The organism is Pseudomonas sp. AF03-9 (assembly GCF_020515815.1).
Lineage (GTDB): Bacteria > Pseudomonadota > Gammaproteobacteria > Pseudomonadales > Pseudomonadaceae > Aquipseudomonas.
The window spans coordinates 251,899-269,418 of the sequence record NZ_JAHPJF010000001.1 but is presented as its reverse complement, the minus strand read 5'-3'; the positions used below and the strand labels follow the sequence as shown (position 1 = coordinate 269,418).

The 17,520-nt window shown below is 61.9% G+C and carries 16 protein-coding genes; 5 read left to right on the top strand and 11 right to left on the bottom strand.

Annotated elements, in window-relative coordinates:
- The first annotated feature begins 194 nt into the window (after positions 1 to 194).
- Positions 195 to 1,928, top strand: a complete 1,734-nt coding sequence (locus LIY36_RS01245; protein WP_226454574.1) for a DUF4153 domain-containing protein — start codon at positions 195 to 197, stop codon at positions 1,926 to 1,928.
- On the opposite strand, the gene LIY36_RS01240 is transcribed toward LIY36_RS01245, so the two are convergent.
- Positions 1,903 to 2,661: an MFS transporter gene (locus tag LIY36_RS01240; RefSeq protein WP_226454573.1), complete on the bottom strand. Its 759-nt coding sequence runs from the start codon at positions 2,659 to 2,661 to the stop codon at positions 1,903 to 1,905. The genes LIY36_RS01245 and LIY36_RS01240 overlap by 26 nt on opposite strands.
- 231 nt (positions 2,662 to 2,892) lie before the next feature.
- Entirely contained in the window at positions 2,893 to 4,089 is a 1,197-nt protein-coding gene (locus LIY36_RS01235) for a class I SAM-dependent rRNA methyltransferase (RefSeq protein ID WP_003195152.1), read from the bottom strand.
- A gap of 279 nt (positions 4,090 to 4,368) precedes the next feature.
- Here LIY36_RS01235 and LIY36_RS01230 point away from each other — a divergent pair, with 279 nt between their 5' ends.
- On the top strand, positions 4,369 to 5,181 hold the full coding sequence (locus LIY36_RS01230; RefSeq protein WP_192298234.1) for an HDOD domain-containing protein: 813 nt from the start codon (positions 4,369 to 4,371) through the stop codon (positions 5,179 to 5,181).
- 21 nt (positions 5,182 to 5,202) lie between these two features.
- Positions 5,203 to 6,015 carry a bifunctional DNA-formamidopyrimidine glycosylase/DNA-(apurinic or apyrimidinic site) lyase gene (gene mutM / locus LIY36_RS01225; protein ID WP_226454572.1) on the top strand — a complete coding sequence of 271 codons (813 nt, stop codon included), beginning with the start codon at positions 5,203 to 5,205 and terminating at the stop codon, positions 6,013 to 6,015.
- Positions 6,016 to 6,129: 114 nt separating this feature from the next.
- Here the strand turns inward: mutM and LIY36_RS01220 are convergent, their stop codons facing one another.
- The 5 genes from LIY36_RS01220 to LIY36_RS01200 all read right to left on the bottom strand — a co-directional run bounded on the left by LIY36_RS01220 (position 6,130) and on the right by LIY36_RS01200 (position 10,923).
- Positions 6,130 to 6,381: a YfhL family 4Fe-4S dicluster ferredoxin gene (locus LIY36_RS01220; RefSeq protein WP_017734768.1), complete on the bottom strand. Its 252-nt coding sequence runs from the start codon at positions 6,379 to 6,381 to the stop codon at positions 6,130 to 6,132.
- 196 nt (positions 6,382 to 6,577) lie between these two features.
- Entirely contained in the window at positions 6,578 to 7,057 is a 480-nt protein-coding gene (coaD, locus tag LIY36_RS01215) for a pantetheine-phosphate adenylyltransferase (protein ID WP_003176711.1), read from the bottom strand.
- Positions 7,058 to 7,160: 103 nt separating this feature from the next.
- On the bottom strand, positions 7,161 to 8,756 hold the full coding sequence (locus LIY36_RS01210) for a GMC family oxidoreductase (protein WP_226454571.1): 1,596 nt from the start codon (positions 8,754 to 8,756) through the stop codon (positions 7,161 to 7,163).
- A 165-nt stretch (positions 8,757 to 8,921) separates the two neighbouring features.
- Positions 8,922 to 9,467: a twin-arginine translocation pathway signal protein gene (locus LIY36_RS01205; protein WP_226454570.1), complete on the bottom strand. Its 546-nt coding sequence runs from the start codon at positions 9,465 to 9,467 to the stop codon at positions 8,922 to 8,924.
- Between the two features lie 28 nt (positions 9,468 to 9,495).
- Positions 9,496 to 10,923, bottom strand: coding sequence for a coniferyl aldehyde dehydrogenase (locus LIY36_RS01200; protein WP_226454569.1), 1,428 nt, complete (start codon positions 10,921 to 10,923; stop codon positions 9,496 to 9,498).
- Positions 10,924 to 11,070: 147 nt separating this feature from the next.
- On the opposite strand from LIY36_RS01200, the gene LIY36_RS01195 reads away from it, so the two are divergent.
- A complete protein-coding gene (locus tag LIY36_RS01195; RefSeq protein ID WP_192297850.1) occupies positions 11,071 to 11,742 on the top strand; it encodes a TetR/AcrR family transcriptional regulator in 672 nt (223 codons plus the stop codon).
- A 33-nt stretch (positions 11,743 to 11,775) separates the two neighbouring features.
- Positions 11,776 to 12,630, top strand: a complete 855-nt coding sequence (locus tag LIY36_RS01190) for a sulfurtransferase (RefSeq protein WP_226454568.1) — start codon at positions 11,776 to 11,778, stop codon at positions 12,628 to 12,630.
- A gap of 32 nt (positions 12,631 to 12,662) precedes the next feature.
- On the opposite strand, the gene LIY36_RS01185 is transcribed toward LIY36_RS01190, so the two are convergent.
- From LIY36_RS01185 to LIY36_RS01170, 4 genes are all read right to left on the bottom strand, one after another.
- Positions 12,663 to 13,658: a hydrolase gene (locus LIY36_RS01185; RefSeq protein WP_226454567.1), complete on the bottom strand. Its 996-nt coding sequence runs from the start codon at positions 13,656 to 13,658 to the stop codon at positions 12,663 to 12,665.
- Between the two features lie 127 nt (positions 13,659 to 13,785).
- Positions 13,786 to 14,403: a 16S rRNA (guanine(966)-N(2))-methyltransferase RsmD gene (gene rsmD, locus LIY36_RS01180; RefSeq protein ID WP_192301240.1), complete on the bottom strand. Its 618-nt coding sequence runs from the start codon at positions 14,401 to 14,403 to the stop codon at positions 13,786 to 13,788.
- The gene (locus LIY36_RS01175) at positions 14,403 to 15,893 is read right to left on the bottom strand and encodes a M16 family metallopeptidase (protein ID WP_226454566.1); all 1,491 of its coding nucleotides are present in this window, start codon (positions 15,891 to 15,893) and stop codon (positions 14,403 to 14,405) included. Before LIY36_RS01175 ends, rsmD begins: the two co-directional genes overlap by 1 nt.
- On the bottom strand, positions 15,886 to 17,241 hold the full coding sequence (locus LIY36_RS01170) for a M16 family metallopeptidase (protein ID WP_226454565.1): 1,356 nt from the start codon (positions 17,239 to 17,241) through the stop codon (positions 15,886 to 15,888). The genes LIY36_RS01175 and LIY36_RS01170 overlap by 8 nt, the downstream gene beginning before the upstream one ends.
- Positions 17,242 to 17,520: the final 279 nt, after the last annotated feature.

Sequence of the window (17,520 nt, the reverse complement as noted above, 5' to 3'; positions counted from 1 at the left end):
CGGAAGTTGCCACTCGCGTCGCGGGATCGCCGCGTGCTTGGGCCTCGAGCTCATAAACCCGCCGGGGGATGACTGGCGATGAATAGGGCCGATTCTACACCGCTGGCGTCTGGAGGGAACGGGGCAATACAGGGCCTGCGGCTTTGTTTAGACTGGCGGCCTTTTTTGTCCCTCTCCACTCCAAAGGAACTGGAATGCCCGGTATCAATCGTTTTCTTGGGTTCTACCTGCTGATCGGCCTGGTCCAGGGAATCGCCTTCTATTACTCCGACCAGCTGTATCGCTTGAACGAAGCGCTGTTTTTTGTCACCTACACCCTGGTCCTGGTGGGCGGCACCACGTTGCAGTTGCTCGGGGAAAAAGTCCGGCACTGGCGTTCGCTGTTGCCGACGCTGCTGTTCACCCTGCTGATGGGCGGCATGACGTTGTGGGTGTGTTATGGCGTCGAGCATATCGGCGACAACCGTTGGGCGATCAACTCGTGGTTTATCAGTGTGGTGGTGCTGAGCTACGTCTGCGCCAGCTTCCTGTTTGCCTGGCCCTCGGCCAAAGGCCAGCGCTGGCGCTATGAAGACCTGTTCCAGCAAGCCTGGAACAGCGTGTTCATCGTGCTCTACGCGTTGATCCTGGTGGGGCTGTTCATGGCGTTGCTCAAGCTGTGGGGCCGGCTGTTCCTGATGTTGGGCATCGAGTTCTTCGAGCATCATTTCTGGAGTGAGTTGTTCCTGTGTTTCGCCCTGCCACTGGTGTTCGCGCTCGGCATGTACTTGGCGGCCCGCAGTGAAAAAGTCATCGGCCAGATGCGCGGCATGCTGTTCAGCGCGTGTGGTTTGCTACTGCCGTTGATTGCGCTGATCAGCGTGCTGTTTACCCTGGCCCTGCCGTTTACCGGGCTTGGGCGGATATGGGCGACGGGCTATTCCACACCGATTTTGCTGGTGCTGGCCGGGGCTCAGCTGTTTCTGCTCAACGGGGTGTTCCAGGATGGCGCGCAGCCTCGGCCGTATCCAAAGTGGCTGACGCGGTTTATCGAGTTGAGCCTGTTGTGCCTGCCGGTGCTCGCGGCGCTGGCGTTTTATTCGAGCTGGCTGCGGGTCGAGCAATACGCCTTGTCGCCGCAACGGTTCATTGCGCTGGCGGCGGCATCACTGTGTGGTTTGTACGGCCTGGCGGCGGTGTGGGCGGTGGTGCTGCGTAAACCGGTGTGGCTGGGCAACTTGCGTGTGACCAACCCGGCACTGGCGTTGCTGTTTTGTGCGCTGGTGGTGTTGATCAACACGCCGCTGCTCAACCCGGTACAGATCAGTGTGAATGATCAGGTGCAACGCTTGCTGGACGGGCGCACCAAGGCCGAGGCCTTTGATGCGCACTACCTGCGTTTTGGCCTGGAGAAGGCCGGCGAGGAGGCTTACGCCAAGTTGCAGGAGGATCTGGATAAAGAGCGCATTCTTGACGCGGATTCGCGTCGTGCCTTGCGCGAGCGCATGGACGACACGGCGCTGAGTTTCAGCGAACAGTATGAAAAGGAGCGCGCCCGCCGGCCCAAGCCCGAACTCGAATGGATCGGTCCCAAGCCCAAGGGCAGCGAGCAGTTTGCCGAACTGAGCCTGGCTACCGACTCACCGTGCGAGTCCAACTGTGTGTTGTGGGCGGTGGATCTGGACCTGGACGGCCAGCCCGAAGTGCTGGCGATTCCAAACACCGGCTACCGCCAAGACTCCAAGCCACCGCGCATCTTTGCCCTGGATGAGAAAGGCCAATGGGACGATCGCGGCCCACTGGTCTGGACGCAACTGCCGGACGGCTATGTGGACACCGAAACGCTGATCCACGACATCCGCATCGGCAGGATCGAACTGGTCAAGCCGCGTTACCGGCAATTGCAGACCAGTGACATGCTGCTCACGCCGGTAATGCGCGAGCCGTAGTCTGCCGGTTGGTCACCAGCCCCCATAGGCTGAGCACGATAAAACTGAGGGCGCTGATCAGCATCGGGATCAGCAAGGTCACCGTGGTGATGGCGTGCATGCCGACAATCAATGTCAACAGCACCCCGGCGACACTCAGCAAGCCGAGGCCGATGTTTATCTGCCGCGACAGCGTGATGCGTTTTTGCAAATACGACGCCACGACGCCGCCGAGCAGGTCGGCCACGCCGTACACCATCAGCACCAGCGCGTATTGGTATTCGGAAAGCTGCAGCGTGTCCATGAAGATCAGCGGTGACAGCGCGACAAACGAGCCGCTCAAGGTCATGTAATACAGGCGCACGCGGGCGCGGTCTTGTTCGTCGAACAGGTCTTCCACCAGCGCGTGGCCCAGCACGAAAAATCCACAGCCCATGGCCTGGACACTGCGAAACAGCAGGAAGCTCAGGTAATCCGGCGCCCATGCGCAACCGATGGCGCCGAGGATCGACAGGCTGATGCAGCCGATCAGCACTTCCTTGCGCCCCCATTTATCCGACAGCGGGCCGGCCACCAGTTGGGAGATCGCAAAGACCAGCGTGAACAGGCTGATGGACAGCGCGACGTCAGCGGTGGGCGTATCGAAGTGGGCGGACAGGGCGGGGAAGGAGGGCAGCAGGATATTGATCGGAAAGAAGCTGATCAGGGAAATGCAGGTGATCAGGATGAAGCGCGAGAGGGCGGGCCCAGACATTGTTTTTGTTTTCCCGGAGTAGAACCAGAAATCGATACTAGTCTGCGGAAAATGGAATTCAATCAAAAAAAGTGGCTTGTAGAAGTCGGAACAATGTTTCTGGCACTGCGCAAAAAAGTGTGGGAGCGGGCTTGCTCGCGAATGCGGTGTGTCAGTTAACAACTTTGTAACTGATCCACCGCATTCGCGAGCAAGCCCGCTCCCACATTTTGTTCTGCGTTCTAACTCTACTTAGCTGTTAGGCAGCAACCGGCACGTGATGCTCTTGATGTAGCGCGTCTCGGCAATCGCCGGATGCACCGGGTGATCCGGGCCTTGGCCGCCGCGTTCGAGCATCTGGATGTTGCGGTCCAGGTGGCGAGCGCTGGTCAGCAGGATGTTTTGCAGGTCGTCTTCCGGCAGGTGCATGGAGCACGAAGCGCTGACGAGGATGCCGTCCTTGCTGAGCAGGCGCATGGCTTGCTCGTTGAGGCGGCGGTAGGCGCCTTCGCCGTTCTTCATGTCTTTTTTGCGTTTGATGAACGCCGGTGGGTCGGCGACGATCACGTCGAAACGTTCTTCGCTGGCTTTCAGTTCTTTCAAGGCTTCAAACACGTCGCCTTCGATGCAGGTCATTTTCTCGGCAAAGCCGTTCAGCGCGGCGTTGCGCTCCACGCCGTCGAGGGCGAAGGCCGAGGCATCGACGCAGAACACTTCACTGGCGCCAAAGGCCGCGGCTTGCACGCCCCAGCCGCCGATGTAGCTGTACAGGTCGAGCACGCGTTTGCCTTTGGCATACGGAGCCAGGCGGGCGCGGTTCATGCGGTGGTCGTAGAACCAGCCGGTTTTCTGGCCCTGGATCACCGGGGCTTCGAATTTCACGCCGTTTTCTTCCAGCGCCACCCACTCCGGCACCAGGCCGAACACGGTTTCGACGTAGCGGTTGAGGCCTTCGGCGTCGCGTGCGGCGGAGTCGTTCTTGAACAGGATGCCGCTGGGCTTGAGCACTTGGGTCAGGGCGGCGATCACGTCTTCTTTATGGGCTTCCATGGTCGCCGAGGCGATCTGTACCACCAGGATGTCGCCGAAACGGTCGACCACCAGGCCTGGCAACAGGTCGGAATCGCCGTAGACCAGGCGGTAGAACGGCTTGTCGAACAGGCGGTCACGCAGGGACAGGGCGACGTTCAGGCGGTGCACCAGCAGCGACTTGTCCAGCGGCAACTTGATGTCACGCGACAGCAGGCGGGCGCAGATCAGGTTGTTCGGGCTCATGGCCACGATGCCCAGGGTCTTGCCGCCGGCCGCTTCCAGGATAGCCTGGTCGCCTGCCTGGAAGCCGTGGAGTGGGGTGGCGGCCACGTCGATTTCGTTGCTGTAGACCCACAGGTGGCCGTTGCGCAAACGACGATCGGCGTTGGCTTTGAGACGCAGGCTTGGCAGGGACATGACGTCGCTCCGGAAAAAAGAGCGGGAGTATACCTGTTGCACGCCGTTTCATGTGGGAGCTGGCTTGCCTGCGATGCAGACGGCGCGGTGTATCTGACGTACGGCGGTGAGGCCATCGCAGGCAAGCCAGCTCCCACATTGGATCGGGTTTCAGTTCCGGTTTTTGAGGTGTCGGTCAGGTTCCCATAGAGGTTAGAATCCCCGCCTAGCCCAGAGTAAGTACTTATGTCCCAAGAGCTATCCGCCGAACAGATCCAGCAGGCCCTGCAAGGCATCAGTGTGCCGCCTCAACCGCAGATCATGGTGGATCTGCAGATGGAGCAGTACATGCCTGACCCGGACCTGGAAGTGATCGCCCGGCTGATCGCCCAGGACCCGGGCCTGTCCGGGGCGTTGCTGAAGATCGTCAACTCGTCGTATTACGGCTTGAGCAACAAGATCGCCTCGATCCAGCGCGCCGTGAACCTGCTGGGCAGCCGTTCGATCATCAACCTGATCAACGCCCTGTCGATCAAGGGCGAGATGAGCGACGACACCATCGTCACCCTCAACCGCTTCTGGGACACTGCCCAGGACGTGGCCATGACCTGCCTGACCCTGGCCAAGCGCATCGGTGCCCAGGCGGTGGACGAGGCCTACGCCCTCGGCCTGTTCCACGATTGCGGCGTGCCGCTGATGCTCAAGCGCTTCCCCAACTACATGACGGTGCTCGAAGAGGCCTATGCCAACGCCGGCCCCGACTGCCGCGTGGTCGACACCGAGAACAACGCGTTCAACACCAACCACGCGGTGGTCGGCTACTACACCGCCAAATCCTGGCGCCTGCCGGAGCATGTGACCGACGCCATCGCCAACCACCACAACGCCCTGGCGATCTTCAGCGATGAATCGTCGCGCAATCCGCAGCTGAAAAACCTGCTGGCGATCCTCAAAATGGCCGAGCACATCGGCTCGTCGTACCGCGTGCTGGGCAACCAGACTGTCGATCATGAGTGGAATGCCATCGGCCATCTGGTGCTGGACTACGTGGGCCTGTCGGACTACGACTTCGAAAGCATGAAGTTGTCGATCCGCGAACTGGGCGCCCACTGACCCTTCTTTCACGAGGTACGCATGCCCGAGTTACCTGAAGTCGAAACTACCCGGCGCGGGATCGCGCCGCACCTGGAAGGCCAACGCGTCAGCCGTGTGGTGGTCCGTGAGCGGCGCCTGCGCTGGCCGATCCCGGAAGACCTGGATGTGCGCCTGTCCGGGCAGCGCATCGTGCTGGTGGAGCGGCGCGCCAAGTACCTGTTGATCAATGCCGAAGTGGGCACCTTGATCAGCCACCTGGGCATGTCGGGCAACCTGCGCCTGGTGGAGGTCGGCATGCCAGCGGCCAAGCATGAGCATGTGGACATCGAGCTGGAGTCTGGCCTGGCCCTGCGCTACACCGACCCGCGGCGCTTTGGCGCGATGCTCTGGAGCCAGGACCCGCACAACCACGAGCTGCTGCTGCGCCTGGGGCCGGAGCCGTTGACCGACCTGTTCGACGGTGAGCGTTTGTTTCAACTGTCTCGCGGCAAGTCGATGGCGGTGAAGCCGTTCATCATGGACAACGCGGTGGTGGTTGGCGTGGGCAACATCTATGCGACCGAGGCGTTGTTTGCGGCGGGGATTGATCCGCGTCGTGCGGCGGGCGGTATTTCCCGTGGGCGCTATTTGAAGCTGGCGATCGAGATCAAGCGCATCCTGGCCGCTGCGATCGAGCGGGGCGGTACGACATTGCGCGACTTTATCGGTGGGGACGGGCAGCCGGGGTACTTCCAGCAGGAGCTGTTTGTCTATGGCCGGGGGAACGAGGCGTGCAAGGTGTGCGGGACTGAGTTGCGCAATGTGGTGCTGGGGCAGAGGGCGAGTGTGTTTTGCCCCAAGTGCCAGAGCTGATTGCTAGGTGAAGGCTGATGACGCCTTCGCGAGCAAGCCCGCTCCCACATTCGACCGCGTTCTCATGTTGGAACTCGGTCAACTGTGGGAGCGGGCTTGCTCGCGAAGAGGCCCTTAAGCCTTGCCAGTAATCTTGCGGTACTTGTCCATCAACTGCTCTTCCGTCTCCGGATGGGCTTCATCCAGCGGAATGCAATCCACCGGGCAGACCTGCTGGCACTGAGGTTCGTCATAGTGGCCGACGCACTGTGTGCACAGGTTCGGATCGATCACGTAGATCTCTTCACCTTGGGAAATGGCAGCGTTCGGGCACTCGGGTTCGCAGACGTCGCAGTTGATGCAATCGTCGGTGATGATCAGGGACATGGAAACTCCTGCCAGGGCTGTCAGCCAGGGCATCTGAAAACTAATGCGCGCAATTGTGCCGCATTGGCGCCCGCAGTGCGAGCAGCTCTGACCTATGGCTGTAGTGAGCGGGCTGCCCCGCGCTGCGATCGACCAGGCGCCTCAAGCTAACCTGACACACCGCGGGCGCGGGCAAGCCCGCTCACTACGGGCCAAGTTACTTTTTGAAGCGCAGGGTCAGTGCATCGGCGACGGCCGGGTGGACGAACTTGGTGATATCTCCACCCAACGCGGCGATTTCACGAACCAACGTCGAGGAAATGAACGAATAACGTTCCGACGGCGTGAGAAACAGGCTCTCCACGTCCGGCGCCAGTTGGCGGTTCATGTTGGCCAGCTGGAATTCGTATTCGAAGTCCGACACCGCGCGCAGGCCGCGCAGGAACACATTGGCGTTCTGCTCTTTGGCGAAATGCGCCAGCAGCGTCGAGAAGCCCACCACTTCCACATTGGGCAGGTGCTTGGTGACTTCACGCGCCAGCTCCACGCGCTGTTCCAGGGGGAACAGCGGGTTTTTCTTGGGGCTGGCTGCGACCGCGATGATCACATGGTCGAACAAGCGTGAGGCGCGTTCGACCAGATCGCCATGGCCTTTGGTAATCGGGTCGAAAGTACCTGGGTACAACACTCGGTTCATCGCGTCGTCCTGGCGGAGTCCGTTGGGGAACCGGATGGTATCGCAGCCATCCCGGTCGGCCAAGTCGACTTATGTAGATAGAGGCCGCTTATCCGACGTTTTTTCACGCTGTTTTCAGACGTTCGGCCAAGGCAGTGGCCAATTGCGCGGTCAATCCATACACCGACAATTGCGGGTTTGCCCCAATGCTGGTGGGGAATAGCGAGCCATCGTGGATCGACAGGTTGCGTAATTGGTGATGGCGCCCGAGGCTGTCGGCCACCGCATTTTTCGGCTCTTCGCCCATGGCGCAACCGCCCATCACATGGGCGCTGCCCAGGCAGGTGCGGTGCAGTTCCAGCTTCAGGCCTTCGATCAGGGTACGGGCTTCGGCCAGGGTTTTGACGTAGCGCGCATCGTGATGCAGCGGCTTGACCGACTTGGCGCCCGCCGCGAACTGAATCTCGGCCATGCTGTGGAATGCCCGGCGCAGGCCGTCCCAGGCGTAGTCCGAGACCTGATAGTCGAGCACCGGCGTACCGTCGCCGCGCAACTCCACGTTGCCACCGGGGCTGTCGGGGTGAAAGCCATCGCGCAGCAGGGCGAGCATCGCGTGGGTATTGGGCAGTTGGCTCATGTCCAGGGCGTTTTGCGTGCCGTAGCCACCGAGCAGGGTACTGGCCAGCGCCGGGTGCAGGGGCGGCGCCTCAAGCTTGTACGACATTTTGCCGGTGGTGCCGTCCTGCCATTGGAAATGGTCGGAGTAGATCGACTGCGGTGCGCCGTAGAACGGGTTGATCACCTCGTCGAACAGCCCGGCGGAAAAATTCACCAGGTGCAAAAAGGTCCGCTTGCCCAGGCGCGAGTGCGGGTCGGGCGCGTCCGAGCGCATCAGTAGGGCCGGGCTGTTGATGCCGCCGCCAGACAGCACGTAGTGCCTGGCCTTCACGCTGATCCTGCGCCCTGTGGGCGCCACGCACAGGGCGTCCATCGCCACGCATTCCAGGCTGCTGATGGTGTCGCCGGTGAATTTCAGGCGTTCGGCGCGGGCGAGGTAGAGCAGCTCACCGCCTTTTTCCAGGGTGGACGGGATCGTGGTCACCAGCATCGATTGCTTGGCGTTGACCGGGCACCCCATGCCGCAATACCCCAGGTTGAAGCAGCCGCGCACGTTGCGCGGGATCACGTGCCAGCTGTAGCCGAGCTTCTCGCAGCCTTTGCGGATCACCTCGTTGTTGGCATTCGGCGGCATGGCCCAGGGGGCGATGCCCAGGCGCTGCTCCATTTTTTCAAACCACGGCGCCATCTCGGCGCTGCTGTGGCCCTTCACCGCGTATTCGCTGGCCCAGTGGGAAAGGGTGGCGTCTGGTGTGCGAAAGCTCGATGTCCAGTTGATCAGCGTGGTGCCGCCTACCGCCCGACCTTGCAGGATGGTGATCGCGCCGTCCTTGCTCATGCGGCCGATGCCTTCCTGGTACAGGCTGGTGTAGGCCTCGTCTTCGAGCAGCTTGAAGTCGCTGCTGGTCTTGAGCGGGCCCTCCTCGATCAGCAACACTTTGTAGCCGGCGGCACTGAGGATTTCGGCGGTGGTACCGCCCCCGGCGCCGCTGCCGATGATGGCTACGTCGGCTTCCAGGGTCAGGTCGCTGTCGAGGGCAGCGCCATTGTGGGTTTTCCAGCCACGGGCCAGGCCATCACGGAACAGATCGGGTACGGGCATAGACATGCACTCTTGTTGTTATAGGTGTCGGTCGCTACGAAGTTGCAATCAAAATGTGGGAGCGGGCTTGCTCGCGAAGGCGGTACATCAGTGAAGAATGTATTGGCTGACACACCGCTTTCGCGAGCAAGCCCGCTCCCACATTTTGGGTTGGGTTATCAAGGCTTAGATCTTTGGTGGGCCGGGATAGCCGCAGTGGGCCCACGACGCCGGCTGGAAGTACCACGCCATGATCACCAGCTTGAGCAGCGAGCCCTGGCCCATGCGCAACAGGTTCAGGTAACTGTTCTCCCAGCGGTGCAGGAAGTTGCGGATCTGCTCGCTGCTGGCGTTTTCCCAACTGCCCCAGATCCCGGTCAACGGTCCGCGGGTGATGCCCATGCCCAGCACGTCGAACAGTTGCTGGGTGAGCTTGAACATCTCCGGCGACAGGCGTTGCAGGCTGAAGTCGAGCTTTTTCAGCGTGTCTTCCATTGTGCTGGCAACTTCCTGGGCGCTGGCCACGCCTTCAAGCAGTACCGGGATGACGGCGCGCAGGAACGGCAAATCACTGCTGCGCAACATCACAAAACCGCTGGCCGGCGTGCTGCTGGAGCAGCCGCTGAGGCTGGCGCCAAGCCCGGCGGTGGCCAGGAAGGCGCTGGCGCACAGGCCGATTTTCAAGACGCCGCGCCGTGACAGCGCGGGTGTTTCAGTCAGGCTGGGGTTCATTGTTATTGTTATCCCGAGAGTGGCGTGATCAGCGGATAAACAGCTTCTGGATCAACTTCTGGATGGATTTTCCGTACGGCGGGTAGATCAATTTCGCGGCGTTCAGGCGCTGTTTCACCAGCACGCCCTTGGCCTTGCTGAAGGTGAGAAAGCCTTCGTGACCGTGGTAGTGGCCCATGCCCGAGGGGCCGATGCCGCCAAATGGCATGTCGTCCTGGGCCACGTGCAGCAGGGTGTCGTTCAGGCACACGCCGCCGGAATGGGTCTCGTGCAGCACACGCTCCTGTTCGCGTTTGTTGTAGCCGAAGTAATACAGGGCCAGCGGGCGAGGGCGCTGGTTGATGTAGGCGAAGGCCTGGTCGAGGCCGCGATAGGGCACGATGGGCAGCAGCGGGCCGAAGATCTCGTCCTGCATCACCGTCATGTCGTCGCTGACATTCAGCAGCAGGCTGTGGGCCATGCGCCGTGCCTGGCCTTGCTCATACAGCGGGATCAGGGTGGCGCCTTTGTCGGTGGCGTCCTTGGTGTAGGCATTGAGCCGCGCCAATTGCCGTTCGTTGATGATGGCGGTGTAGTCCGGGTTGTCTGCCAGGGTCGGATAAAACCCGCGAATGGCTTGGGTGTAGGCCTCGACGAACCCTTCCACACGATCTTCCGGGACCAGCACGTAGTCCGGCGCCACGCAGGTCTGCCCGGCGTTCAAGGCTTTGCCGAAGGCGATGCGTTCGGCGGCGTCCTTGAGCGGCACATCGGCGGACACGATCGCCGGCGACTTGCCGCCCAGCTCCAGGGTGACCGGCGTGAGGTGCTCGGCCGCCGCGCGCATCACGTGTTTGCCGATGCTAGTGGCGCCGGTGAACAGCAGGTGGTCGAAACGCAGCCTGGAAAACGCCATGCCCACTTCTGCTTCGCCCAGCACCACGCACACCAGGTCTTCGGGAAAGATCTTCGCCAGCAGCGTCTTGAGCAGTTCGCCGGTGGCCGGGGTGGATTCGCTGAGCTTGAGCATCACCCGGTTACCGGCGGCCAATGCACCGACCAGCGGGCCGATGGCCAGGTACAACGGGTAATTCCAAGGCACGATCACCCCGACCACGCCCAGCGGTTGATAGATGACTTTGGCTGACGCGGGCTGAAAGGCCAGGCCTACGGCGCGGCGCGAAGGCTTCATCCAGCCCTTGAGGTGTTTGCTGGCGTAGTGAATGCCATGCAGGCTGGGCATCAGTTCGGCGAACAGGGTTTCGTCGGCGCTGCGGTGGCTGAAGTCCTGGCTGATCGCGTTGATCAACGCCTGGCGTTCGTCGCTGAGCACGTCGCGCAAGGCCTTGAGCCACTGCTGGCGTTGCGCCGCCGGCGGCATCGGGTTGGCGGCATAGGCGCGCTGTTGGGCGTTGAACAGGTCCTGGAGTTGGTCCAGCGCCTGGGAATCTTGCAGGTAGGCAACGTTGGCAGACATGGCGCAGTTCCCGATTGTTATAGGTCTGCCTGGATTTTTAGAGTCATTGCTCTAAATTGTCAAATAACATTGCAGCAACATGCAGATTTATCCTGGCCGGGATAGGCCGTAAGATGCCCCATCACGTGTATAGAAGCTGATTCCCCTATGGCACCACGAGTAAAGACCAGCGAGCGCATTGTGCAAACCAGCCTGGAGCTTTTTAACCAGCAGGGCGAGCGCAGTATCAGCACCAACCACATCGCCGCCCACATGGAAATTTCGCCGGGCAACCTGTACTACCACTTCCCCAACAAGCAGGCGATCATCGCCGTGCTGTTCCGTGAATACGAAGCCCTGGTAGACAGTTTTCTGCGCCCGCCCCAGGGGCGCGCCGCCACCGTTGAAGACAAGCGCTTCTACTTGCAGGCCCTGCTGGCCGGCATGTGGCGCTATCGTTTCCTGCACCGCGACCTTGAACATTTGCTGGAAAGCGACCCGGAACTGGCCACTGGCTATCGGCGGTTTTCCCAGCGCTGCCTGACCCAGGGCAACGCCATCTACCGGGGGTTTGTCGATGCCGGCATCCTCAATATGGACCCGATCCAAACCGAAGCCCTGACCCTCAATGCGTGGATTATCCTTACCTCGTGGGTGCGTTTCCTGTGCACCACCAATGAAAACTCCGCCCATTTGAGCGCCGAGGCGATCAAGCGCGGGGTGTATCAAGTGCTGGTGCTGGAGGCGGGGTTTGTCACACCCCAAGCCAAGGATGCGGTGGATGCGTTGTTCAAAGAGTTTTACGTGCCGTTGAATCAGGCACTGGAAGAAGTGAAGTAGGACCTTTCCCGAATCTGTTTACAGGAGTCCGTCATGCCGCTTGCCCAACTGATCAGTCCCTCCCAATTGGCCGAGCGCCAGAAGTCGCTCGGGCTGGTGATCCTGGATTGCCGTTTTGCTCTCGAAGACCCGGATTACGGGCGTTGCAGCTACGCCGAGGGGCATATCGAGGGCGCGCAGTACGCTGACCTAGAGCGCCACCTCAGTGGCCCGGTGATTAAAGGTGTGACCGGCCGTCATCCACTGCCGGCGGCGGACGTTCTGCTTCAACAACTGCAGGCGTGGGGCATCAATGCCGACACCGACGTGGTGCTGTATGACGACGGCCCCGGCGCATACGCCGCCCGGGCGTGGTGGTTGCTGGCCTGGTTGGGCAAGCGCGATGGTGTGTTTATCCTCGATGGTGGCCTCAAGGCCTGGCATGCCGCCGGTTTCCCGTTGAGCCTGGATGCGCCGCTGGTTGCGTCTGGCACCTTTGTCGGCACGCCGGACTACGGTTTGCTGCTGGATGCCGAGCACTTGCAAAAACGCTTGGGCCAGCCAGGTTTGACCCTGATCGATGCCCGCGCACAGGCGCGGTTTCGTGGTGAGGTTGAGCCGATCGACCCGGTTGCCGGGCATATTCCGGGGGCGCAGTGCGCGGCGTTCAGTGAAAACCTGGGCAGCGATGGGCGTTTCCTGCCGGTTGAGCAGCTCAAGCAACGGTTTGCTGAGCAGTTGCAAGGCCGCTCACCGGACGAGTTGGTGGCCTATTGCGGTTCGGGGGTGACGGCGTGTCATAACCTGTTCGCCCTGAGCCTGGCGGGGTACCCATTGGGTAAGTTGTATGCGGGGTCTTGGAGTGAGTGGATTACTGATCCGGCGCGGGCTATTGCAACCGGCGATTGAGCTATCCGGGATGTAAGCCCGCTCCCACATTTTTACCGATGTTGTGTCAGTAGCCATTGTGGGATGCGGCGTTCGAGGTAGTAGCCCGGGTGCTTGAGTGAGCCGTCGACAAATCCGACATGCCCACCTTTGGCGGTCAATTCGAACTCCGTGCAATCCGACAACTCAGCGGCCTCAGGCAAGCTGTGGGCAAACACGAACGGATCATCCACCGCCTGGATAATCAGCGTCGGCGTGCGGATTTCCCCCAAGTAGTAGCGACTCGACGCTCGTCGGTAATAGTCCTCGGCACTGAGGAAGCCATGCAGTGGCGCAGTCACCCGCCCGTCGAAATCCCAGAACGTGCGCATCTTCTCCAGCGAGCCCAAGGCCTCCAGGGTCTTCAGCCCGTCCGCGCGGCCGTCCTGTAGGAAGCGGCTCTGCTTGACGCGGATATACGCGAGCATCTCGCGCATGAAGTGCTTCTGGTACACCCGCGAAAACCCCAGCCCGATGCGGTCGGCGCATTGATCCAGGCGAAAGGGCACCGACACCGCCGCCGCGCCTTGCAGCCCGCAGGCGCCGCCGGTTTCACCGAGGTGCTTGAGCAGCACGTTGCCACCCAGCGAATACCCCACCGCATACAGCGGCGCCAACGGTCGCTTGGCACGCAGGTGGGCAATTGCGGCGGCCAGGTCTTCGCTGGCGCCTGAGTGATAGCTGCGCGCCAGTAGATTGGGCTCTCCCGAACAGCCACGCCAGTTCAGCGCTGCGCTGGCCCAGCCTTGGCTGGCGAGGGCTTTTTGCAGGCCGGCGACGTAGGGCGAGTTGGATGAACCGGTCAGCCCGTGCAGCACCAGCACCAGCGGCTCTTGGGCGTCGTGGGGGCCGTGCCAGTCGAGGTCGAGGAAGTCACCATCGTCCAGCCACAGGCGTTCGCGTTGGCGTTCGAGATGGGTAGTGGGGCGCCACAGCGGCCCCCACAGCGTTTGCAGGTGGGGGTTGCCGAGGCCGAAGGCGGGTTTGAACCGGTCTGAAGAGGGAGTCATGAGAATCTCGGTAGCAGGCGAACTCAATGGTGGTGAGCGGGCTCGCCCCGCGCCGGCGGTGTGTCAGGTTAGCTTGAGGCGCCTGGTTGATCGCAGCGCGGGCAAGCCCGCTCACTACAGAGTCCTGCTAGGCGGCGCTTTCGACCAGGCGGTGCCACAACGCGTAATACACCCGACCGGACTTCTGCTCCCGGTGCAGGCGCCAGGCGCCCGGCAGACCCAGTGTGGAAGGTGCGGTCTCGCTTTCAGTGTAGATCCACGCATCGGGAGCCAGCCATTGGCGCTCTTCCAGCAGTGTGCACACGGTCGGCAGCAGGTTCTGGTTGAACGGCGGGTCGAGGAACACCACGTCGTACTCGCTGGCTGGTTGGGTTTCCAGGTAGCGCAGGGCATCGGCAGTCTGCACCTGGCCGTTGGTGCAGCGCAGGGTGCCCAGGTGTTCCTTGAGGCTGGAGACCGCCACGTTGCTCGCGTCCAGCGCCTGGGCCTGGGCGGCGCCACGGGACAGCGCCTCCAGGAACAGCGCACCGCTGCCTGCGAACGGGTCCAGTACCTTGGCACCGCCGATGTACGGCGCGAGCCAGTTGAACAGGGTTTCACGCACGCGATCCGGCGTTGGGCGCAGGCCCACGACATCGGGGAAGCTCAGCTTGCGGCTACCCCATTCACCGCCAATGATGCGCAGTTGGCCCACACCGTTGTGGACGTTGTGGACAGGTTTTTTCGGGCGAGATGAACTGGCCATTAATGCTCCGGAACCCCGAGCGGCTGCTCGGCGGGTTTATCAGTGGGGGGCGGTAGTGGCTTTTGCGCAGTCGTCGGGCCGGCGGTCACGATGACCATCTTGTCGGCGCTCAAGTGTTTGTTCATTGCAGCCTTGACCTGCTCTACGGTCAGGGCCTGGGATTGTTTCATGAAATCTTCCAGATAGCTCAGCGGCAGGTTGTAGAAACCCATCGCACCCAGCTGCCCGACGATATCGGCGTTGCTCGCGGTAGACAGAGGGAAGCTGCCGGCCAGTTCGCGCTTGGCGTCATCCAGTTCCTTTTGTGTCGGGCCGGTCTTGAGGTAGTCGGCGACAACATCCTCGACCAGGCGCAGGGTGCCGCCGCTCATTTCGGCTCGGGTCTGCAGGTTGATCATGAACGGGCCGCGCGCCTGCATCGGGGAGAAACCGGAGTAGACGCCGTAGGTCAGGCCGCGTTTTTCGCGCACTTCGCTCATCAGGCGCGTGCCGAAACCGCCGCCGCCGAGGATCTGGTTGCCCAGGGACAAGGCTGCGTAGTCCGGGTCGGTGCGATCGATGCCGAGCTGGGCGAACAACAGGTGTGTCTGCTTGGACGGAAACTCGATATGGCTCAGGCCGGCTTTAGGTTCGCTCGGCTGGGCGATCTTCGCCAGTGCCGGGCCTTTGGGCAGCGATGCGGACACCTTGGCGGTCATGGCTTCGGCTTCGGCGCGGGTGAGGTCGCCTACGACTGCAATCACGGCGTTACCCGCTGCGTATGCCTTGGCGTGGAACGCCTGCAACTGCGCCAGGCTGATCTTCGGAACGCTCTCGGGAGTGCCTTCGCTCGGGTGTGCGTAAGGGTGGTCGCCATAAAGACGCTTGAACAGCTCAAGGCTGGCCAGCTTGGCCGGGTTTTGCTTCTGGTATTCGAAGCCCGCGAGGATCTGGTTCTTGATCCGGGCCAGGGAGTCGGCCGGGAACGTCGGCTTGCCGATCACCTCGTCAAACAGCGACAGCGCGGCGTCGCGCTTGTCGCTGGCGCTCAGGCTGCGCAGCGACACCAGCGCCATGTCGCGGAAGGCGCCATTGCCGAAGTCTGCGCCCAGGCCTTCAAAGTCGCGGGCGATCTGGCTGACATCCTTGCCCGGCACGCCTTCGTTGAGCATGGCGTTGGTCATCAACGCCAGGCCCGGCACGTTGCCGTCCTGGCTGCTGCCGGCGGCGAATAGGATGCGCATGTCGAACATCGGCAGTTCATGGGCTTCGACGAACAGTACTTTGGCGCCCTCGGCGGTGGTCCAGGTTTGTACGTCGAGCTTGCGGTTGGTCGGCGCCTTGCCGTCCAGCTCCGCAAGGGATTGCAGCTTGTTGGCCGATTGGGCTTTTTCCAGTGCCGGGCTGGCGATGGATTCGCTCGGGCGCAGGAAATACACGGCGCCGGCGGCGACCAGGGTGACGGCGATCAGGCCGGGCAGGATCAGGCGGCTGTTTTTGCGATCACTCATGAGCGGTCTCCTCAGGCAGTACGTGGGCGACGCTGAGACGTTCGCGGGTGAAGTAGGTGCGGGCGGCTTTCTGGATGTCTTGCGGGGTCACGCTTTGCAGTTCGGCAAGCTCGGTGTCCATCAGCTTCCAGGACAGGCCGACGGTTTCCAGCGAGCCGATGGCCGTGGCCTGGCTGGTGATGGAGTCACGCTGGTAGACCAGGCCGGCGATGACCTGGGCGCGGATGCGTTCCAGTTCTGCGGCGGTTGGCGGCTTGGCCTTGAGTTCATCCAGCAGGCGCCACAGGCCGGCTTCGGCTTGGGCAATGGTCTTTTTCTTCTGCTGGTTCGGTGTGGCCGAGAGGGTGAACAGGCTGTCGCCACGGGTGTAGGCGTCGTAGTTGGTGGAGGCGGCGGAGACCAGCTCTTCACCACGCTCCAGCTGTTCGGAGATGCGTGCGCTGTAGCCGCCGTCCAGCAGCGCCGAGATCAGGCGCAGGGCCTGGACCGAGCGTTTGTCTTCGGCGGTGGCCAGGCCCGGCACGTTGAAGCCGAGGATCACGCTGGGCAGTTGGGTCTGCACTTTCATGGTCAGCAGGCGCTCGCCGGGCTCGGCCAGTTCCATCGGCACCTTGGCCGGTGGCACGTCACGCTTGGGGATAGGGCCGAAGTAGCGCTGGGCAAGGGTCTTGACCTCGTCCGGGGTCACATCGCCGACCACCACCAGGGTGGCGTTGTTCGGCACGTACCAGGCCTGATACCAGTGGCGCAGTTCTTCGACCTTCATGCGGTCCAGGTCAGCCATCCAGCCGATGGTCGGCGTGTGATAGCCGCTGGCCGGGAAGGCCATGGCCTTGAAGCGTTCGTAGGCCTTGGACATCGGGTTGTCGTCGGTGCGCAGGCGGCGTTCTTCCTTGATGACCTCGATTTCGCGGCTGAACTCGTCGGCCGGCAGGCGCAGGCTGGCCATGCGGTCGGCTTCCAGTTCGAAGGCGACGCCCAGGCGGTCACGGGCCAGTACCTGGTAGTAGGCGGTGTAGTCGTCGCTGGTAAAGGCGTTCTCTTCGGCGCCCAGGTCACGCAGGATCAGCGAGGCTTCGCCGGGGCCGACCTTGGCGCTGCCCTTGAACATCATGTGTTCCAAGGCATGGGACAAACCGGTCTGGCCCGGGGTTTCGTAGCTCGAGCCCACCTTGTACCAGACCTGGGACACCACCACTGGCGCACGATGGTCTTCGCGCACGACGACTTTGAGGCCGTTATCCAGGGTGAATTCGTGGGTGGGTTGTGGGTCGGCAGCCAAGGCTGAAAGGGGCAGACAAACTGTGCTGAGCAGCAGGCCTGCGGCGCGGCGGGCTAGAGCATTCATTCGTTTTTAAACCTGTTGGGCTGCCCGCTTGGTCTTAGCGTCGGCGGGCGAGGAGGTGCTAGGATACTGATCCGATTTAGGGACGGCCACTGCGGCAGTCATCTTGTCCCGGATCAAGTCGTAGGAATGTTGGAATAGACCCTCGGTTTCCCCGACGATCTTCCGCTTTTCGCCGATTTTATCGCTTCAGTCCTATATTGAATCGATTTGTAGAGGCCTTTATTTACGCCTTACAAAATGTTGCGCATGAACAAGCGAGCCTTAAAGCAGTCTGTTCTG

Excerpts from the sequence above, each read along its gene's own strand:
- LIY36_RS01185 (WP_226454567.1), bottom strand. The coding sequence starts at position 13,658 with ATGACTCCCTCTTCAGACCGGTTCAAACCCGCCTTCGGCCTCGGCAAC.
- LIY36_RS01240 (WP_226454573.1), bottom strand. The coding sequence starts at position 2,661 with ATGTCTGGGCCCGCCCTCTCGCGCTTCATCCTGATCACCTGCATTTCC.
- LIY36_RS01170 (WP_226454565.1), bottom strand. The coding sequence starts at position 17,241 with ATGAATGCTCTAGCCCGCCGCGCCGCAGGCCTGCTGCTCAGCACAGTT.
- LIY36_RS01210 (WP_226454571.1), bottom strand. The coding sequence starts at position 8,756 with ATGCCCGTACCCGATCTGTTCCGTGATGGCCTGGCCCGTGGCTGGAAA.
- LIY36_RS01200 (WP_226454569.1), bottom strand. The coding sequence starts at position 10,923 with ATGTCTGCCAACGTTGCCTACCTGCAAGATTCCCAGGCGCTGGACCAA.
- coaD (WP_003176711.1), bottom strand. The coding sequence starts at position 7,057 with ATGAACCGAGTGTTGTACCCAGGTACTTTCGACCCGATTACCAAAGGC.
- LIY36_RS01190 (WP_226454568.1), top strand. The coding sequence starts at position 11,776 with ATGCCGCTTGCCCAACTGATCAGTCCCTCCCAATTGGCCGAGCGCCAG.
- LIY36_RS01235 (WP_003195152.1), bottom strand. The coding sequence starts at position 4,089 with ATGTCCCTGCCAAGCCTGCGTCTCAAAGCCAACGCCGATCGTCGTTTG.
- LIY36_RS01195 (WP_192297850.1), top strand. The coding sequence starts at position 11,071 with ATGGCACCACGAGTAAAGACCAGCGAGCGCATTGTGCAAACCAGCCTG.
- LIY36_RS01205 (WP_226454570.1), bottom strand. The coding sequence starts at position 9,467 with ATGAACCCCAGCCTGACTGAAACACCCGCGCTGTCACGGCGCGGCGTC.
- mutM (WP_226454572.1), top strand. The coding sequence starts at position 5,203 with ATGCCCGAGTTACCTGAAGTCGAAACTACCCGGCGCGGGATCGCGCCG.
- LIY36_RS01245 (WP_226454574.1), top strand. The coding sequence starts at position 195 with ATGCCCGGTATCAATCGTTTTCTTGGGTTCTACCTGCTGATCGGCCTG.
- rsmD (WP_192301240.1), bottom strand. The coding sequence starts at position 14,403 with ATGGCCAGTTCATCTCGCCCGAAAAAACCTGTCCACAACGTCCACAAC.
- LIY36_RS01220 (WP_017734768.1), bottom strand. The coding sequence starts at position 6,381 with ATGTCCCTGATCATCACCGACGATTGCATCAACTGCGACGTCTGCGAA.
- LIY36_RS01175 (WP_226454566.1), bottom strand. The coding sequence starts at position 15,893 with ATGAGTGATCGCAAAAACAGCCGCCTGATCCTGCCCGGCCTGATCGCC.